Source organism: Desulfoprunum benzoelyticum (assembly GCF_014201505.1).
Lineage (GTDB): Bacteria > Desulfobacterota > Desulfobulbia > Desulfobulbales > Desulfocapsaceae > Desulfoprunum > Desulfoprunum benzoelyticum.
The window spans coordinates 51032-66914 of sequence record NZ_JACHEO010000012.1; the positions used below are offsets into that span (position 1 = coordinate 51032).

Sequence of the window (15883 nt, forward strand, 5' to 3'; positions counted from 1 at the left end):
ATGGCGGCGGGCAGCGGTTCGAAACAGCATGGCTCAGCCCTCCTCTTCATACTTATGGAGTTTGTTCTGCAGGGTCTTTCTGGTGATGCCGAGCCGCCGGGCGGCCTCGCTCTTGTTGCCGCCGGTCTCGTCGAGGGTCTGATAGATCATCTCCTTCTCGACCTCGGACAGCGACAGCGGCCTGGCGTCGGCAACGGCATCCTGCTCCTCCGCCATTTTCTGGATCGTCAGCGGCAGGCTCTTTTCCGTCAACTGCTCGCCCCGCATCAGGATGATCCCCCGCTCGATGGCATTCTCGAGTTCCCGGACGTTGCCGGGCCAGGAATAGCGCCGCAGCAGTTCGATGCATTCCGGGGTGATCCCCTCGAGGCGACGCCGGTTCTTGTGGGCGAAGAGCGCGGCGAAATGGCGGACCAGCAGGGTGATGTCGTCGCCGCGCTCCCGAAGCGGCGGCACCGTCAGCATCACGACATTGAGGCGGTAGTAGAGGTCCTCGCGGAAGGTCCCGCGCCGCACCTCCTCCTCCAGATTCCGATTGGTGGCGGCGATGATCCGGACGTCGACGCTGATCGTCTCCTCGCCGCCGACCCGCTGCAGCTCCTGTTCCTGCAGGACCCGCAGCAGCTTGACCTGCATCGCCTGGGTGGTCTCGCCGATCTCGTCGAGAAACAGCGTGCCGCCGTCGGCCTGGACGAACTTGCCCTCCCGCCGTCGGTCGGCGCCGGTGAAGGCTCCCTTCTCATGACCGAACAGCTCCGATTCGAGCAGGCTCTCGGCCAGCGCCGCGCAGTTGACCTTGACAAAGGCCCGATCCCGCCGCAGGCTGTTGCGGTGCAGGGCCTCGGCCACCAGCTCCTTGCCGGTCCCGGACTCGCCGGCGATCAGTACCGTCGCCTCGGTCGGCGCCACATAGCGGATCATCTCGAGCAGTTCGAGCACCGGTGGCGACGTCCCGATAATGGCGGTATCGAGCGGGGCCTCTTCCTCCGTCCCGTGCTGCTGCCGCTCGACGACCTGGCGGCGGTCGACCGCCCGCTCCAGGGTCAGGCGCAGACGGTCGAAATCGAGCGGTTTGGTGAGATAGTCATGGGCCCCGTGCCGGATTGCGGCAACGGCATCATCGACGGAGGAATAGGCGGTCATGATCACGACCGGCAGGGACGGCTGCAGCGCGTGGATCCGGGAAAACGCCTCGCGCCCGTCCATCCGCGCCATCCGCACGTCCATCAGCACCGCGTCGTAGGTGTGCTTGTCCACCGCGGCGACGGCGGTCTCGCCGTCGTCGGCCTCGACGCAGCGCCACCCCCACTCCCGCAGCATCGAACAGAGCATGTAGCGGTGGACCTGCTCGTCATCGACGACCAGTATCGTTGTCTGCCTTTCCTTTCTGCCCATTGCTTTTCCCTCCCCGACGGCTGCCGGTCATCTCCATCGGCATCGCCTCCACCCCATTCCCCTGTCCGCGGCTCAAAGCGATGCCGGGATGCTCACACTGTCTGCCGCGCTTCCGAGCTGACGACCTCCGGCACAAGCACCCTGCACATTCGTCCCGGCCGGCCAAAGAGCCGTCCCCCGGATTTTCGGGGACAGAGGATATGTGGACACGCATCCCTGGTGCCGCCCCTGGGCCGATATTGTCATGTCATCCCATAAATGTCAAAGGAAAGGATTTCCATCATTTCGTGGCCGCAGCCGTTGCTTTCACCCCGTCCGGACCGACACACTGATGTTTTTTTGCAAGAAACATGTGTTACCGATTGCTGTTTTGTGTTACACATCGCGTGATGCAACGTTCTTCTTCGACCTGACATACTTCACAGGAGAAACATCATGCATATGGCAGACGCCCTTCTCTCCCCGACCATCGGTGGCGCAATGTGGGCGGCGACCGCCGGCACCATCGCGATCTGCGCCAGAAAGGTGCAGCGGGATCTCGACGACCGCAAGGTCCCGTTGATGGGTGTACTCGGGGCCTTCGTCTTCGCCGCCCAGATGATCAATTTCACGATCCCGGCCACCGGATCCTCCGGTCACCTTGGCGGCGGCATGATACTGGCGGTCCTGCTGGGCCCGTGTGCCGCCTTTCTCACCATTGCCTCGGTGCTCACCATACAGGCCCTGTTTTTCGCCGATGGCGGTCTCCTGGCGCTTGGCTGCAATATCTTCAATCTCGGGTTCTTCCCCTGCTTCATCGCCTATCCGTTTGTCTACCGGCCGCTCGTCGGCAGCAACCCGACCCCGATGCGCATCGCTGTCGGCGCCGTTCTCGGCGGCATCGTCGGCCTGCAGCTCGGCGCCCTCGCAGTCGTGGCCGAGACCGTTCTGTCGGGGATATCCGAATTGCCGCCGGCGGCCTTCCTGGCGGCGATGCTGCCGATTCATCTGGGCATCGGCCTGGTGGAAGGGCTGGTGACGGCGGCCGTCGTCTCTTTCATCTGGAAGGCCCGTCCGGAAATTCTGCAATACACGATCGAGTCGCGCCCCCTCGGCCATCTCCGCCTGCAAAAGGTGCTGATCGGGCTCGGGGCTGCGGCCCTGATCACCGGCGGCGCCCTTTCCTGGTTTGCTTCATCGAATCCCGATGGCCTGGAATGGTCGATGGCGAAAACATCCGGCAAGGAAGAACTCGAAGCCCCGCCCACCGCTATCCACCGGCTGCTGGCCGGGCTCCAGGAACAGACCTCGTTTCTGCCTGATTACGGGTTCAAGGACGGCGGCACCGAACCTGAAATCGCCGGAGAATCGTCATCTTCATGGCCGGCGGTGGACAAGGGTACCAGTACCGCCGGTCTGGTCGGTGGCGGCCTCACCTTGGCCCTGGCGGTCATGATCGGCCTGTTGTTCAGGAAACGGAAACAGACTCCGTAACCGGCAACGCCGGTCGCGATCATCCGTGTCACTCCGGCAACGGCGGGCCAGTGCCGCCGTTGCCCAGCCATTCCGCTCAGCCCCTCAACCGCATCCTGCATGGCAAAAATCGAATCCGCGTTCCTCGACCTGACCTATCTCGACAGACTGGCCACCGGGGACACCGTCATTCACCGGCTCGATCCCCGCGTCAAGGTGGTGATTGCGGCCCTGTTCGTGGTCTGCGTCGTCTCCTTCGACAAATACGCGATTGCGGCGATGCTGCCGTTCGCCGTGTTGCTGATGATCATCATGGGACTGGGGGAGATACCGGCAGGCTACGTCATCACCAAGCTCGTCGTCACCTCGCCGTTTGCGGTCATGGTCGGGATCTTCAACCCGCTGCTGGACCAGCAGATCGTCCTCCATCTTGGCTCATGGGCGATATCCGGCGGCTGGGTCTCCTTTCTCTCGATCCTGCTCCGTTTCGGCCTGACGGTTGCCGCCATGCTGGTCCTGATCGCCACCACCGGCTTCAATCAGGTCTGCATGGCCCTGGAAAGACTCGGCATACCGAAGATCTTCGCGGTCCAGCTGCTGATGCTCTACCGTTACATCTTCGTCCTGCTCGAAGAAGGTCAGCGCATGCACCGGGCCCGCGCCCTTCGCAGTTTTCAAAAACGAGGGATGGAAATGAAGCAGTACGCCTATCTCCTCGGCCAGCTGCTGCTGCGGACGATCGATCGCGGCCAGCGCATCCATCTGGCCATGCTCTGCCGCGGTTTCGACGGCACGATCAGGATCAGGCAGAACCTGCGGATCACCACTCGGGATATCGTCGTGTTCCTGGCCGGCGGCATGGTCCTGATCGTTATCCGCCGGTTCAACATCGCCCTGCTGCTCGGCAATTTTATCACGGATCTGCTGCAATGAGCCATCATATCGTCGAAGTTCACGAACTCGAGCACACCTACCCCGACGGCACCGCCGCCGTCAGAGGTATCTCCTTCCGCATCCATCATGGCGAGGCGGTCGCCGTCGTCGGCGCCAACGGGGCCGGCAAGTCGACCCTGCTGCTCCACCTCAACGGCTATCTCACCCCGCAGAGCGGGACGGTGCGGATCGGTGATTTCCCGCTGACGAAAGAGACCGTCAAGGATATCCGCAGGGCCGTCGGCATGATCTTCCAGGACCCCGACGACCAGCTGTTCATGCCCTCCGTCTATGAGGATGTCGCCTTCGGTCCGCTCAATCTCGGTCTGCCGCCGGAAGAGGTCGAGCAACGGGTGCAGCAGGCGCTGCAGCGGACCGGCGTCGAACACCTCCGCGAGCGTCCGCCCTACAAGCTCTCCGGCGGAGAAAAACGCGCCGTGGCGATCGCCACCGTGCTGGCGATGTCGCCGGACATCCTGGTCATGGACGAACCGACCTCCAACCTCGACCCGCTGTCGCGCCGGACCCTGATCGAACTGCTGGCCGGTTTTCACCACACCAAGATCATCGCCACCCATGACCTCGACATGGTCATCGATCTGTGCGAACGGACGATCGTCATCCATGAGGGCACGATCATGGCCGATGGGCCGACCACCGACATCTTCAATGACGACCTGCTGCTGAAGAAGAGCCATCTCGAACGGCCGTTGCGGATGCAGGCCTGCCCGTTCTGTTCACGGCGCTGAAGGAAAACCTGCAGAACAAAGGGAAGCGATTGGATGAAGCGAGCCGTCGTCTACCGTTCGATCGAGTAGAAGATATCGGCGGCATTCGAGTCGGCGGAGCTCCTGGTGACGACGGAAAATCCAAGACCGAGGTTGTAGTTCGCCAGGAAGGACCCTTTCTGGTCGAAGAAATTGTGGTCATAGCCGATATACAGACGGTCGGTCAGCTTCTTGCCGACCACCAGCGAGTAGTCGCCGTCCTCCTCGGTCCCTTCGAGGTGCATCTCATCGAGAGGGAGCAGCCCGGTCAGGGTCGTCACCAGTCCCGCCCCTTCCTCCAGGCCGATGGTCGAGGCCGCCGCCTGCAGCACCCCGCCTTCCCCCTCCTTGACATCCGACATCGAATGCCCGACCACCATGTAGGCGAGGATATCGCCCTCATCCATGTTCGGGTCGGAGAACAGTTTGAAATCCAGTTCCTGGAGGGAGCCGCTGACATCGACACCGATCGTCAGGTTGCCGCCGAAATCGCTCTTTTCCCGGATAAACTGAACGGCACGGGCATCGATGCCGGGGTTGTCGACCGGGCCGTCGTTGAAAAACATCCGGCCCCGCCTGATGGCCAGGGAGCGGCCATACAAGCTGAAGGTACCGTCGTTGAGGGTCAACTCGCCCTTGCCGCTGACAAAGGTGTCCGAGGTGTTGCGGATTGCCAGCGAGCCGCTCAGCCTCCCCGTCAGTCCATACCCGTCAAGCCGCACGTCATCGCCCAGGCGCAGGTCCAGCCGCGAAACGAGCGGCCAGTGCCGGACCTTTTCCTCTTTCTCCAGATCGGTATAGACCACGTCTTTGGACACCGCGATCGTGTCCTTCATCTCGCTGGGGGCGATATGGGCCTTGGGCACGGTGACGACCCCGCTCAATTCCCCACCATCCCTGGTAAAAGTGAAGCGGATATCAGGATTGACGAGAACCTCGTACTCCGGCAGGCTGACCGCCTGAAACTGCTGTCCGGACACGGTGAAATCTCCCTGCAGCCCGGACCCGTCGTCATAGCTCAGTGTCCCCTCGGCCGTTGCCTCGCCGGGACCGGACCTGGCATTGACCTCCATCTCGACCTCCTCGCCGGCGGCGGCCAGGGAGATCCCGACCTCCTCGAGGAAAATACCGAGCGACGGCAGGGCGACGCGTCCCCCGTGGAGATCGAGACGCCCTTCGAATACCGGGCGCGACAAGGTGCCGGCGATGGCCAGGGTACTGTCGATCCGACCCGTCGGCCGCAACAGGAAATCGGTCAGGGGCGCGATCGGCCCGAGGTCCTGGAGCTTGAGCCGCAGCCGGCCGTTGACCGGCTGCCGCAGCAAGGAAGCGGTGAGGCTGCCGGCGTCGGCGATCGTCAGCTCCAGCTCCAGCGAGCTGTTGTCCTGGAAATGCGACTGCAGCGCTCCCTGCAGCCGGCCGTCGGCGAGTTGGAGTTCCAGGGCGTTGCCATGCAGGACAATATTTTCGAACCCGTCTTCCGCCAACCCTGACTTTATACGGATCTCCGGGATCGCCACGGTCATCTCACCGCTCTGCACCCGTTCGCCGTCCCCGTTGGCCGTAAGTGCCGCCGTGACGTTGCCGGCAAGCGGCCAGGGGGTGAGACCCGTTTCGCTGAAAAACTGCAGCGGCAGGTCGGCGACATCTCCCTTGACCGTCCATTCCCCTCGGGCCTCGTCGCTGCGCCACCCGGCGTGGAGACAGATCCGTCCCGGATCGCGAGCCAGGCACAGACCGAGAAGGTCGGCGCCCGTCCTCGAGATCTGCAGATCGGCCTTGACGAGCTGGCGCCAGTTGCCGAGATCAGGTCCGGACAGGGTCGTATCCTCGATCCTCCCCTCCCACTCCAGGTCCTCGAGTCCGCCATGGATGGTAAACTTCAGATCGCCGGCAGCGGAATGCAGAGAAGCCGAGAGATCATGGGCCTCGGTGGTTCCATCGAGATGCAGCGCCCCCTCGTCGACAACGATGCCGGCCCAGTCGATAGCCTCGAGATCGACCGTCGCCTCCATATCGGCGCCGGCGCGGGTATCGACATGGACCTTGGCGATCATCCGACCGATCTTCTGTCCGCAATAGCGGATGGCGGCAGCGTCGAGATCGAGATCAAGGGCGGGAAAATCCCGGTCGCCGCCGACCTGTCCGCGGACGCTGAGTTCCCCCTCGCCATCCGGCAGCACCTCACCGATATCGGGGGAGGCAAACTCGAACTGGAGATCGTAGGTCTCGGCAATCGTGCCCGCCGCCTGGACGAAGGACGCACCGCTCTGCAGAAAGACATTCTCCATCTCGAAACGGGCGGCAGCGGAGCGGATCCGGCCCTTGCCGCTGACCGGGAAGCCACGCATGGCACCGTCGACGGAATGGACCTCGGTATCCGTCCGCAGTTCGTCATCGTCCTCGTAGCCGAGATGGCCGGTCGACCGCAGGTCGGCGGTCAGGACACCCTCGAACCGCCGGTCGAAGCCGGCGGGATTGAACGATCGGGTTGTGGCCTCGCCACTCCAGCTGAAGGCGTCCAGCCACCCCAGGACGAGATTGGCGATATCGATATCCCCATCGGGAGACCTGAGTTTGACGACCCTGGCGCTCAGCCCCCGACCGGTGCCGTCGACGTCGGCGGTCGCGGTGATACCGTGAAAATCGAGAAACGAGCCGCCGGCCTTGATCGTGCCGTGGTAGCGGCCGAAATCGCCGGCGGCGTCGACGGTGGCATCCAGCATCAGCCGCGGCCAGCCGTCATGGAATACCGGGAACCAGACCTGGCGGCCGACAGCCCGGGCCTGCCAGTGCGGATTGGCGGGGAGACCCTCCAATACCCCGGACACCCGGACGTCGGCCGGTCGGTTCGCCGCGGCGCTGACCTGGAGGCGATCGAAGGGGCCGCGGGCCGAATAGGTCCCGGCCATCTCGGCATAGCCGCCGGCCGGGCTGATGCGCCAGGCGCCGATGACGTCGGTGGCCCAACCGGCGCCGGCATCGATGAAGCCGCTCAACCGCAGCCCGTAGCGGGCGGCGTCGATCACCCCTGCGCGGATCTCGATCCGCTCCCGGTCGGCGCTCAATCCCAGGCGCAGCTGGTGGATATCGGTGGCGGTACTGCCGTCGGCAAGGACGACCTTCAGTCCGGTGATATCGACCTCGTCGACGTCCAGGGCAAACGGCAGCAGCACCGCCGGGAGGCCGACCGGTCCGGTCTCGGCCGCCGGCTCCCCGGCCTGACCGCCCCGCAGGGTGACGACGATACCGGTAGCGGTGAGACGATCGACGGTCAGCTTTGCCTTCACCAGGTCCACCGGCCGCCAGTTGCCGGCCACTTCGGCGATGACGATGTCGACGCCGGGCAGTTTGAGCTCCAGATCCCGCAACTGCCAGGCGGAAAACAGCCGGCCGTCGACCTGGCCGACGGCGAACGACCGCTGCGAGAGATCCGAGGCCAGCCGCAGCAGCGAACGCAGCCCTGTCGGAGAAGCGGCGAAGACGACGATGGCGGCCGCAAGCGACAACAGCAACATCGGCAACAGCAGTTTTTTCATAGATCGCCACCGACGGAGAGATGGAGCCGGACCGGGTTGTTGTCGTCGGAAAGAGCGGTCGCCAGATCGAACCGCACCTGACCGAAAGGCAGCCGGTACCGCAGGCCGAGACCGGCCCCCTGTTCAAAATCGACCTTGGGATCATCCATCGCGTTGCCGACATCGAAAAAGGCGGCAAGACTCCAGCTTTCGTCGATGATTCGCTCCAACTCGGCACTGCCGACCACCAGGTAGCGGCCGCCGACGACCGTCCCGGAAGCATCCCTGGTGCCCAGTTCCTTGTAATCGAAGCCCCGGATGCTCTGATCGCCGCCGGCATAAAACCGGAGCGACGGCGGCAGGTCATCGATCGAATCCACCAGCGTCGCGCCGAGGGTGCCGCGGCCGATCAGCCGCCAGGGCCGGAACGGGGAAAAAATGAGTTTCGATGACCCGGTGACCTGGAGGAAGGTGGCGTCGGAGCTGGTCGCTTCGGTCGCCCCGTTGAGATTGACCGCCAGTTGCAGACCGTTTTTCGTATTCACCAGGCTGTCGGCCCAGATTATCGCCAGGTTCGCCCCCGGCATCAGCAGCTTGCTGGTGCCGCTGGTGGCCCCGACATCGTACTTCTCGTTCCGCCCTTCGATCGAAACGCCGTAGCGGATGCGCGGCTCGCCATGGTCGAGGGTCAGGCCGGCGGCCACCAGCCGGGTCTGGGTCTGCTCCCACGACTGGTCGTTATAGGTGGCGCCGACGACATAACTGTCATAGCGGGGATCATGCCGCGGGATGTCGTAGCGGAGGGTGAATTTATTCTCCAGCTCGGCAATCTGCAGTGCCCCCCTGGCCTTGTGGCCGCTGGTGTTGAGGAGGCGGTTGCGCCATTCGAGCTGGGTCCTGGCGCCGGTGTCGGTGGCGTAACCGAGACCGAAGCTGTAACGGTTCAGATGTTGCGGCGTCTCGAGCTCGACGGTCACCGGTATCTGCAGGTCGCGCGCCGCGTCGATATCGCCCCGCACCGACACCCGGTTGAAGAAATCGGTGGCATAGAGGATCCGCTGCAGTTCAAAGAGCCTGGCCGGGGCCCACGGGTCGCCTACCTTGTAAGGCAGATAACGGGCAAGCAGTCCCGGTTTGATGATCTTCTGCTCGGAGGTCGTGATACCGAAGAGAAAGCGGGGCCCGGTATCGAGCACCAGGTCGACCTCGCCGGTCTTCGCCTGGCGATTGATCCGCAATTCAAGCCTTGAGAAGCGGGCGGTGAGAAACCCCAGCCGCAGGGCCGAACGCACCATCTGCTTCTTGCCTTTTTCGTAGAGACTCTGATCGAGGACATCGCCGATCTCGAGCGGAAACTCCCTGGCGGTCCAGGCCAGGTCATCACCGCCCGGTCCCTCCACCTCGATCCGCACCGCCTTCACCCGGACCGGCTCCCCGCGATTGACGGTATATACGGCTCTCCAGGTGTCCCCCTCCTGATCCAGGGTGCCGACGATGATCGGCGCATAGTAGCCGAACGGCGCCAGGGCCTCTTCGATATCAGCCTTGGCGTGGCGGTGCAGGCGCGTGATCTCGAAGCCGGTGAGACGCCTGCTGTCCTTGTGGAGAAAGATCTTCAGGCGAGAGAGGATATTGTCGTACATCGCCCCCTTGACCCCCTTGACCTGGACGTCGACCGTCACCGCGGCAACCAGCGGGGATGGCAGCAGGAAGAAGAGGGCCAGCAGGAAGAATAGGATTCGACAAGACAAGGATGTTATATTATGAAAGGTTCAAAATCCAGACGGGTCGTCCGCGGCGCCTGTAAACCTCGGTCCGCCGCCTCAATTGCTGGTGTAATTACAGTTATTCTACACCACCGGTCGGTATTTGGAAGATGAATATCCATGACCTCACGATTAACAAACTGATCAATGGCGGCTACGGCCTGGGCCGTCTCGACGACGGCCGGGCGGCCATGGTCCGCCTCGCCCTCCCCGGCGAGACCGTCGACGTCCGCATCGAGCGGCAGACGAAATCGCTCGTCGAAGGAGTGGCGGTCCGAGTCCATGCCCCGCATCCCCGGCGGATCGAACCTCCCTGCCCTTACTATGGCGACTGCGGCGGCTGCGACCTGCAGCACGGCGATTATCCCTGCCAGCTCGAACTCAAAAAAGCGATCATCAGCGACCTGCTTCAACGCCATCCCGAACCGGCCGTGCGCCGGGCGACGGCCATCCTCGCCGAACCGCTGCCCTCCCCCCTAGCTTTCGGCTACCGCCAGCGCATCCGGCTGCAGATCGATGCGCATGGCCGCACCGGCTTCCGCCGCTTTCACCGCCACGAGATCGTGGCGGTGGCAGGCTGCCAGATCGCCCGGGACGATATCAACCAGACCCTCGCCACCCTCCGCCCGCACCCGGCGTATGCCTCCCTGCTGCAACAGACAACGGAACTGGAGATCATGGCCGATCCCGACGGCGGCGGCACGGTCTGCGTCTTTATCCTCAAACGGCGGCCGCGACCCCGCGATTTCAACCAGGCGACCGCACTCTGTCGTGAGTCGGAGATCATGAACCGGATTTTCTTCGCCGGTCGCGATTTTCCCCTCACCCCCGCCGCCGGACGTGACCCGCAGATCGGCCGCAGCCTCTCCGTAACCTATCCGGCGGAACCGGGAAGGCCGGCGCTGACGCTGGGCTGGGAGGCCGGCGGTTTCTGTCAGATCAACCTGGCGCAGAACCGCCGGCTGATCGCCACCGTCGTCGACCTGGCCGCGCCCGGCCCGGAGGAATCGGTCCTCGACCTGTTCTGCGGCATGGGCAACTTCTCGATCCCGCTGGCCACAGGGTGTCGCCGCCTGCTCGGCATCGAGGGCCAGGGCTCGGCGATCCGCAGCGCCAGGGCCAACGCCCGGTGCGCCGGCATTGACAACGCCGAGTTCCGCCAGGCGCCGATCCATGATGCCTGCACCCAGTTGACCGCCCAGGGTCAACCTTTCGACTGTGTGATCATCGACCCGCCGCGCCAGGGAGCCCCCGGCCTGGCCCGGCAACTGGCGGCGCTCACCGGCCGCCGCCTGGTCTACATCTCCTGCGACCCGGCGACCCTGTGCCGCGATCTCGGCGACCTGATCGCCGCCGGCTTTACCGTCCGGCGGCTGCAGCCGGTCGACATGTTCCCCCAGACCCACCATATCGAGACCGTCGTCCTATTGGAAAAGAATTGACAGCACCGACGAATCCCAGTAAGTCGTAGGGTACTCGTTTATCTGGAGAAGCGGCAGATTCTGCCGCTTTTTTTTATAGCCGGCCGAAACTCCTCGGTGAATCTCAGCTCATCACGGACCATGAACAAGGACAACCAAATACTGACCCAGCGCCGGGAGAAGGCCGATGCCCTCGCCGCCCTTGGCGTCAACCTCTACGCAAACTCTTTCAAGCCTGCCAATTCGGTGCAGGAACTGCTGCCCAAAGGCGACAACCTGCAACCGGAACAGGCGGAACCGGGCAACAGCCGCTACAGCGTCGCCGGCCGGGTGCTGTCGCTGCGCAAGTTCGGCAAGGCCGCCTTCTGCCATCTCGCCGACGCCACCGGCCGGCTCCAGATCTACCTGCAACGCGACACCCTGGGCGAGGCCCAGTACACTATCTTCAAGAAATGGGACATCGGCGACATCGTCGGTGTCACCGGCACCCTGTTCAAGACCAGAACCGGCGAGTTGTCGCTGCTGGCCTCGACCATCACCATGATCTCGAAATCGCTCCGGCCGCTGCCGGAGAAATGGCACGGCCTGACCGATGTCGAAACCCGCTACCGTCAACGCTACGTCGATCTGATCGTCACCCCGGAAAGCCGCGAGACCTTCCGCAAGCGGGTCGAGATCATCCGTCTGGTCCGACAGTACATGAACGATCACGGTTTCATGGAGGTCGAGACGCCGATGATGCAGCCGGTGCCGGGCGGCGCCACCGCCAAGCCGTTTCGGACCCACCACAATGCCCTCGACATGGACCTCTTCCTCCGCATCGCCCCCGAGCTCTACCTGAAGCGTTTGCTGGTCGGCGGTTTCGAACGGGTCTTCGAGATCAACCGCAACTTCCGCAACGAAGGCCTGTCGACCCGCCACAACCCGGAATTCACGATGCTCGAGTTCTATCAGGCCTATGCCACCTACGCCGACCTGATGGACCTCACCGAGGAGATGATCGCGTCGATCTGCCGGGAGGTCAACGGCACGCTGCAGATCAGCTACCAGGGGACGCCGGTGAACCTCACCCCGCCCTGGCGGCGGCTGACCATGGAACAGGCCCTGGTGAAGATCGCCGGCATCGACCCGGCGATCCTCGCCGACGAGGCCCAGGTCTTCGCCCTGGCGCGTGACAAGGGAATCAAGCTCGAACCTCTGGCCGGGGTCGGCAAGGCCAAGACCGAGTTGTTCGAGCTGCTGGTCGAGGAGCAGCTGGTCGACCCGACCTTCATCACCTCGTACCCGACCGAGGTGTCGCCGCTGGCCCGCCGCAACGAAGCCGATCCGACCGTGACCGACCGCTTCGAGCTGTTCATCACCGGCCGCGAGATCGCCAACGCCTTCAGCGAACTGAACGACCCGGTCGACCAGCGCCAGCGCTTCGAAAAGCAGATCGCCGAGCGCGGCAGCGACGAGGAGGTCCACCCGGTACTCGACGAGGATTACATCCGCGCTCTCGAGTACGGGATGCCGTCGGCCGCCGGCGAAGGCATCGGCATCGACCGGTTGGTCATGCTGCTGGCCGATGCGCCGTCGATCCGCGACGTCATTCTCTTCCCCCACCTCAAACCGGAGACCCGGGGACAGGTGAAGGACAGGGAAACGGCAGGGACAGAGGGCTGAGATGTACGAGTGGTTCATCAGCCGCCGCTACCTCAAGGCCAAGCACCGGAACGGCTTCATCTCGTTGATTTCGTTGATCAGCGTCGCCGGGATCACCGTCGGCGTCATCGCCCTGATCGTCGTCCTTTCGGTCTACTCCGGATTCACCGACGGTCTGCGCGATCAGATCCTCGGCATCAATTCGCACATCATCGTCCAGCAGGTCGGCGGCAGCATTCCTGACTACCGCAAGGTCCGCGAGCAGATCCTTGACGCCGACAACGTCGTCGCCGCCACCCCCTATCTTTATGCCCAGACCCTGCTCAGCGGCGCCAGCGGCGGCACCGGCGTCGTCCTGCGCGGCATCGACCCGGAAACGGCGGAAACGGTCATCAAGCTGCCGACCCAGATGACAGTGGGCAATATTCGCAATCTGGTCCAGGACGAAACGGCGAGGATACCGCCGATCATTCTCGGCAAGAACCTGGCCCAGGACCTGCAGGTCGAGGTCGGCGACCGGGTCCGGCTGATCTCGCCCTCGGGCCCCCTGACGCCGACCGGCGTCATCCCAAAGATCAAGACCTGCCTGGTCATCGGGATCTTCGAATCGGGAATGTTCGAGTACGATTCGACCCTGGCCTACATGTCGATCGCCAACGTCCAGGCCTTTCTCGGCAGCGGCGATATCGTCCACGGCATCGAGGTCAGGATCAAGGACCGGGAACTGAACCGGGCCGATCAGGTCGCCGACAGCCTCATCACCAGACTGGGTCCCGGATTCATCGGCAAGGACTGGATGTCGATGAACCAAAATCTTTTCGCCGCCTTCAAGCTGGAAAAGATCGGCATGTTCATCTGCCTCGCCCTGATCATCCTGGTGGCGGCGCTGAACATCATCAGCGCCCTGGTGATGGTGGTGATGGAGAAGGGACGCGATATCGCCATCCTCATGTCGATGGGTGCGACCTCGACCTCGATCATGCGGATCTTCTTCTTCCAGGGGGCGGTCATCGCCCTGGCCGGAACCACCCTCGGAGTCTTCGGCGGCCTCGGCCTCTGCGAGATCCTGTCCCGCTACCAGTTCATCGAACTGCCCTCGAACGTCTACCCGATGACCACCCTGCCGATCAAGGTGCTGCCGCTCGACGTCGCCATCGTCGCCGTCAGTTCGATCATCATCACCCTGACCGCCACCCTCTACCCGTCGTGGAAGGCGGCCCAGGTCCGCCCCGCCGAGGTGCTGTCATGACGCCGCTGCTCGAGGCGAGGGCGATATCGAAGACCTTTGCGGTGGGCGACGGGGAGTTGACGGTCCTGCACGAGATCAACCTCAAGGTTCAGGCCGGAGAGATGCTGGCGATCGTCGGCGCCTCGGGTTCGGGCAAGAGCACGCTGCTGAAGATCCTCGGCACCCTCGACACCCCCTCGGGCGGCGAACTGCTGTTCAACGGCGAATCTTTTTCCAGGAAAAACGACCGGGAACTGGCGCGGTTCAGGAACAGCGCCCTCGGCTTCATCTTCCAGTTCCACCATCTGATGCCGGAATTCTCCGCCCTGGAGAACGTCATGATGCCGGCCCTGATCGCCGGCAGAAACAAAGCCGGGATCGAACCGGCGGCCCGGGAACTGCTGGCCCGGGTCGAACTCGACCACCGGCGCGACCACCGCGTCGCCGAGCTGTCGGGCGGCGAACAGCAGCGGACGGCGCTGGCCCGGGCCCTGATCATGCAGCCGGCCCTGCTCCTCGCCGACGAACCGACCGGCAATCTCGACAGCCGCGCCGGCAACCTGGTCTTCGACCTGCTGCACGGCATGTGCCGGGAACGCTCACTCGCCACCGTCATGGTGACCCATAACATGGACCTGGCCCGGCGCATGGACCACTGCTGCACGCTGAAGGACGGCGTGCTGCTTGCCGGCCGGGAAGAAAAAGACTGAAAAGCCGCCCAGACCCGGTGGACGAGACGGATCGCTCCGGCCGTCTCGAGACCGGAGACGACAACCCCACCCACGACCACCATGCACAGTCAAACGATCGAACAGTGGCAGCACCGCCATGACTTCAGCACCGTCAGCCGGCACGGCGAGAAAAAGACCCGTCTGGTCCTCTACCTGACGGCCGTGACGATGGCGGTCGAGATCGCCGCCGGCCTCGCCTTCGGCTCGATGGCCCTGCTTGCCGACGGCTGGCATATGGCCACCCACACCGCCGCCTTCCTCATCACCATCTTCGCCTACCGTTACGCGGCACGAAACGCCGGCAACCCCTCGTTCGCCTTCGGCACCGGCAAGGTCAGCGTCCTCGGGGGCTTCGCCAGCGCCATCGCCCTGGCCAGCGTCGCCCTGATGATGATGGCCGAATCGCTCCAGCGCATGGCGATGCCGGAGCCGATCCGCTTCAACGAGGCGATCGCCGTCGCCTGTCTCGGCCTCGCCGTCAACATCGTCTCCGCCTTCCTGCTGCAGGACCACCACCATCACGACGATCACCATCACGACGGAGCCGGACATGACCATCACCACCATCACGATCACAACCTCAGGGCGGCCTACCTCCACGTCATGGCCGACGCCCTGACCTCGGTACTGGCAATCGTCGCCCTCCTCTTCGGCAAGTTCCTGGGCTGGCAGTGGCTCGATCCGCTGATGGGGATCGTCGGGGCGCTGGTCATCAGCCGCTGGTCGCTCTCGCTGCTGCGGCAGACCGGCCCGATCCTGCTCGACAGCGGCATCGACGGAGAGTTTCTGACCACGATCCGGGCCGCGATTGAACGCGACCGGGACAACCGGGTCTCAGACATCCACATCTGGCGGGTCGGCCCGGCCGACTACGCGGCGATCATCGCCATCGTCACCCATGCGCCGCTGCCGACCGACCACTACAAGGGCCTGCTGCAGCAATTCGCCGAACTGTCGCACGTCTCCATCGAGATCCATGCCTGCGACGGCGAACCCTGTCTCCCCATTCCCACCCCCGGTTCGTGAAT

At 63.9% G+C, this 15883-nt stretch carries 11 protein-coding genes; 8 read left to right on the plus strand and 3 right to left on the minus strand.

Annotated features, from left to right (window positions below; genetic code table 11):
* Positions 1-33: 33 nt before the first annotated feature.
* Positions 34-1395: a sigma-54-dependent transcriptional regulator gene (locus tag HNQ81_RS10885; protein WP_183351271.1), complete on the minus strand. Its 1362-nt coding sequence runs from the start codon at positions 1393-1395 to the stop codon at positions 34-36.
* 435 nt (positions 1396-1830) lie between these two features.
* Here HNQ81_RS10885 and HNQ81_RS10890 point away from each other — a divergent pair, with 435 nt between their 5' ends.
* The 3 genes from HNQ81_RS10890 to HNQ81_RS10900 all read left to right on the plus strand — a co-directional run bounded on the left by HNQ81_RS10890 (position 1831) and on the right by HNQ81_RS10900 (position 4529).
* Positions 1831-2868, plus strand: coding sequence for an energy-coupling factor ABC transporter permease (locus tag HNQ81_RS10890; protein WP_183351273.1), 1038 nt, complete (start codon positions 1831-1833; stop codon positions 2866-2868).
* Positions 2869-2967: 99 nt separating this feature from the next.
* Positions 2968-3780: a cobalt ECF transporter T component CbiQ gene (gene cbiQ, locus HNQ81_RS10895; RefSeq protein ID WP_183351275.1), complete on the plus strand. Its 813-nt coding sequence runs from the start codon at positions 2968-2970 to the stop codon at positions 3778-3780.
* On the plus strand, positions 3777-4529 hold the full coding sequence (locus tag HNQ81_RS10900; RefSeq protein ID WP_183351277.1) for an energy-coupling factor ABC transporter ATP-binding protein: 753 nt from the start codon (positions 3777-3779) through the stop codon (positions 4527-4529). The genes cbiQ and HNQ81_RS10900 overlap by 4 nt, the downstream gene beginning before the upstream one ends.
* 50 nt (positions 4530-4579) lie before the next feature.
* Here the strand turns inward: HNQ81_RS10900 and HNQ81_RS10905 are convergent, their stop codons facing one another.
* Entirely contained in the window at positions 4580-8086 is a 3507-nt protein-coding gene (locus HNQ81_RS10905; RefSeq protein ID WP_183351279.1) for a translocation/assembly module TamB domain-containing protein, read from the minus strand.
* Complete coding sequence (locus HNQ81_RS10910) at positions 8083-9816, minus strand: autotransporter assembly complex protein TamA (protein ID WP_183351281.1); 1734 nt, start codon at positions 9814-9816, stop codon at positions 8083-8085. Before HNQ81_RS10910 ends, HNQ81_RS10905 begins: the two co-directional genes overlap by 4 nt.
* Before the next feature lie 125 nt (positions 9817-9941).
* Between HNQ81_RS10910 and HNQ81_RS10915 the strand changes: the two genes are divergently transcribed.
* From HNQ81_RS10915 to dmeF, 5 genes are all read left to right on the plus strand, one after another.
* Positions 9942-11273, plus strand: coding sequence for a class I SAM-dependent RNA methyltransferase (locus HNQ81_RS10915; protein ID WP_183351283.1), 1332 nt, complete (start codon positions 9942-9944; stop codon positions 11271-11273).
* A gap of 120 nt (positions 11274-11393) precedes the next feature.
* Positions 11394-12917 carry a lysine--tRNA ligase gene (gene lysS / locus HNQ81_RS10920; protein WP_183351285.1) on the plus strand — a complete coding sequence of 508 codons (1524 nt, stop codon included), beginning with the start codon at positions 11394-11396 and terminating at the stop codon, positions 12915-12917.
* A 1-nt stretch (position 12918) separates the two neighbouring features.
* Positions 12919-14145: a lipoprotein-releasing ABC transporter permease subunit gene (locus tag HNQ81_RS10925; protein WP_183351287.1), complete on the plus strand. Its 1227-nt coding sequence runs from the start codon at positions 12919-12921 to the stop codon at positions 14143-14145.
* Positions 14142-14834, plus strand: a complete 693-nt coding sequence (locus tag HNQ81_RS10930; RefSeq protein ID WP_183351289.1) for an ABC transporter ATP-binding protein — start codon at positions 14142-14144, stop codon at positions 14832-14834. Before HNQ81_RS10925 ends, HNQ81_RS10930 begins: the two co-directional genes overlap by 4 nt.
* 81 nt (positions 14835-14915) lie before the next feature.
* Positions 14916-15881, plus strand: a complete 966-nt coding sequence (dmeF, locus tag HNQ81_RS10935) for a CDF family Co(II)/Ni(II) efflux transporter DmeF (RefSeq protein WP_183351291.1) — start codon at positions 14916-14918, stop codon at positions 15879-15881.
* Positions 15882-15883 lie beyond the last annotated feature (2 nt).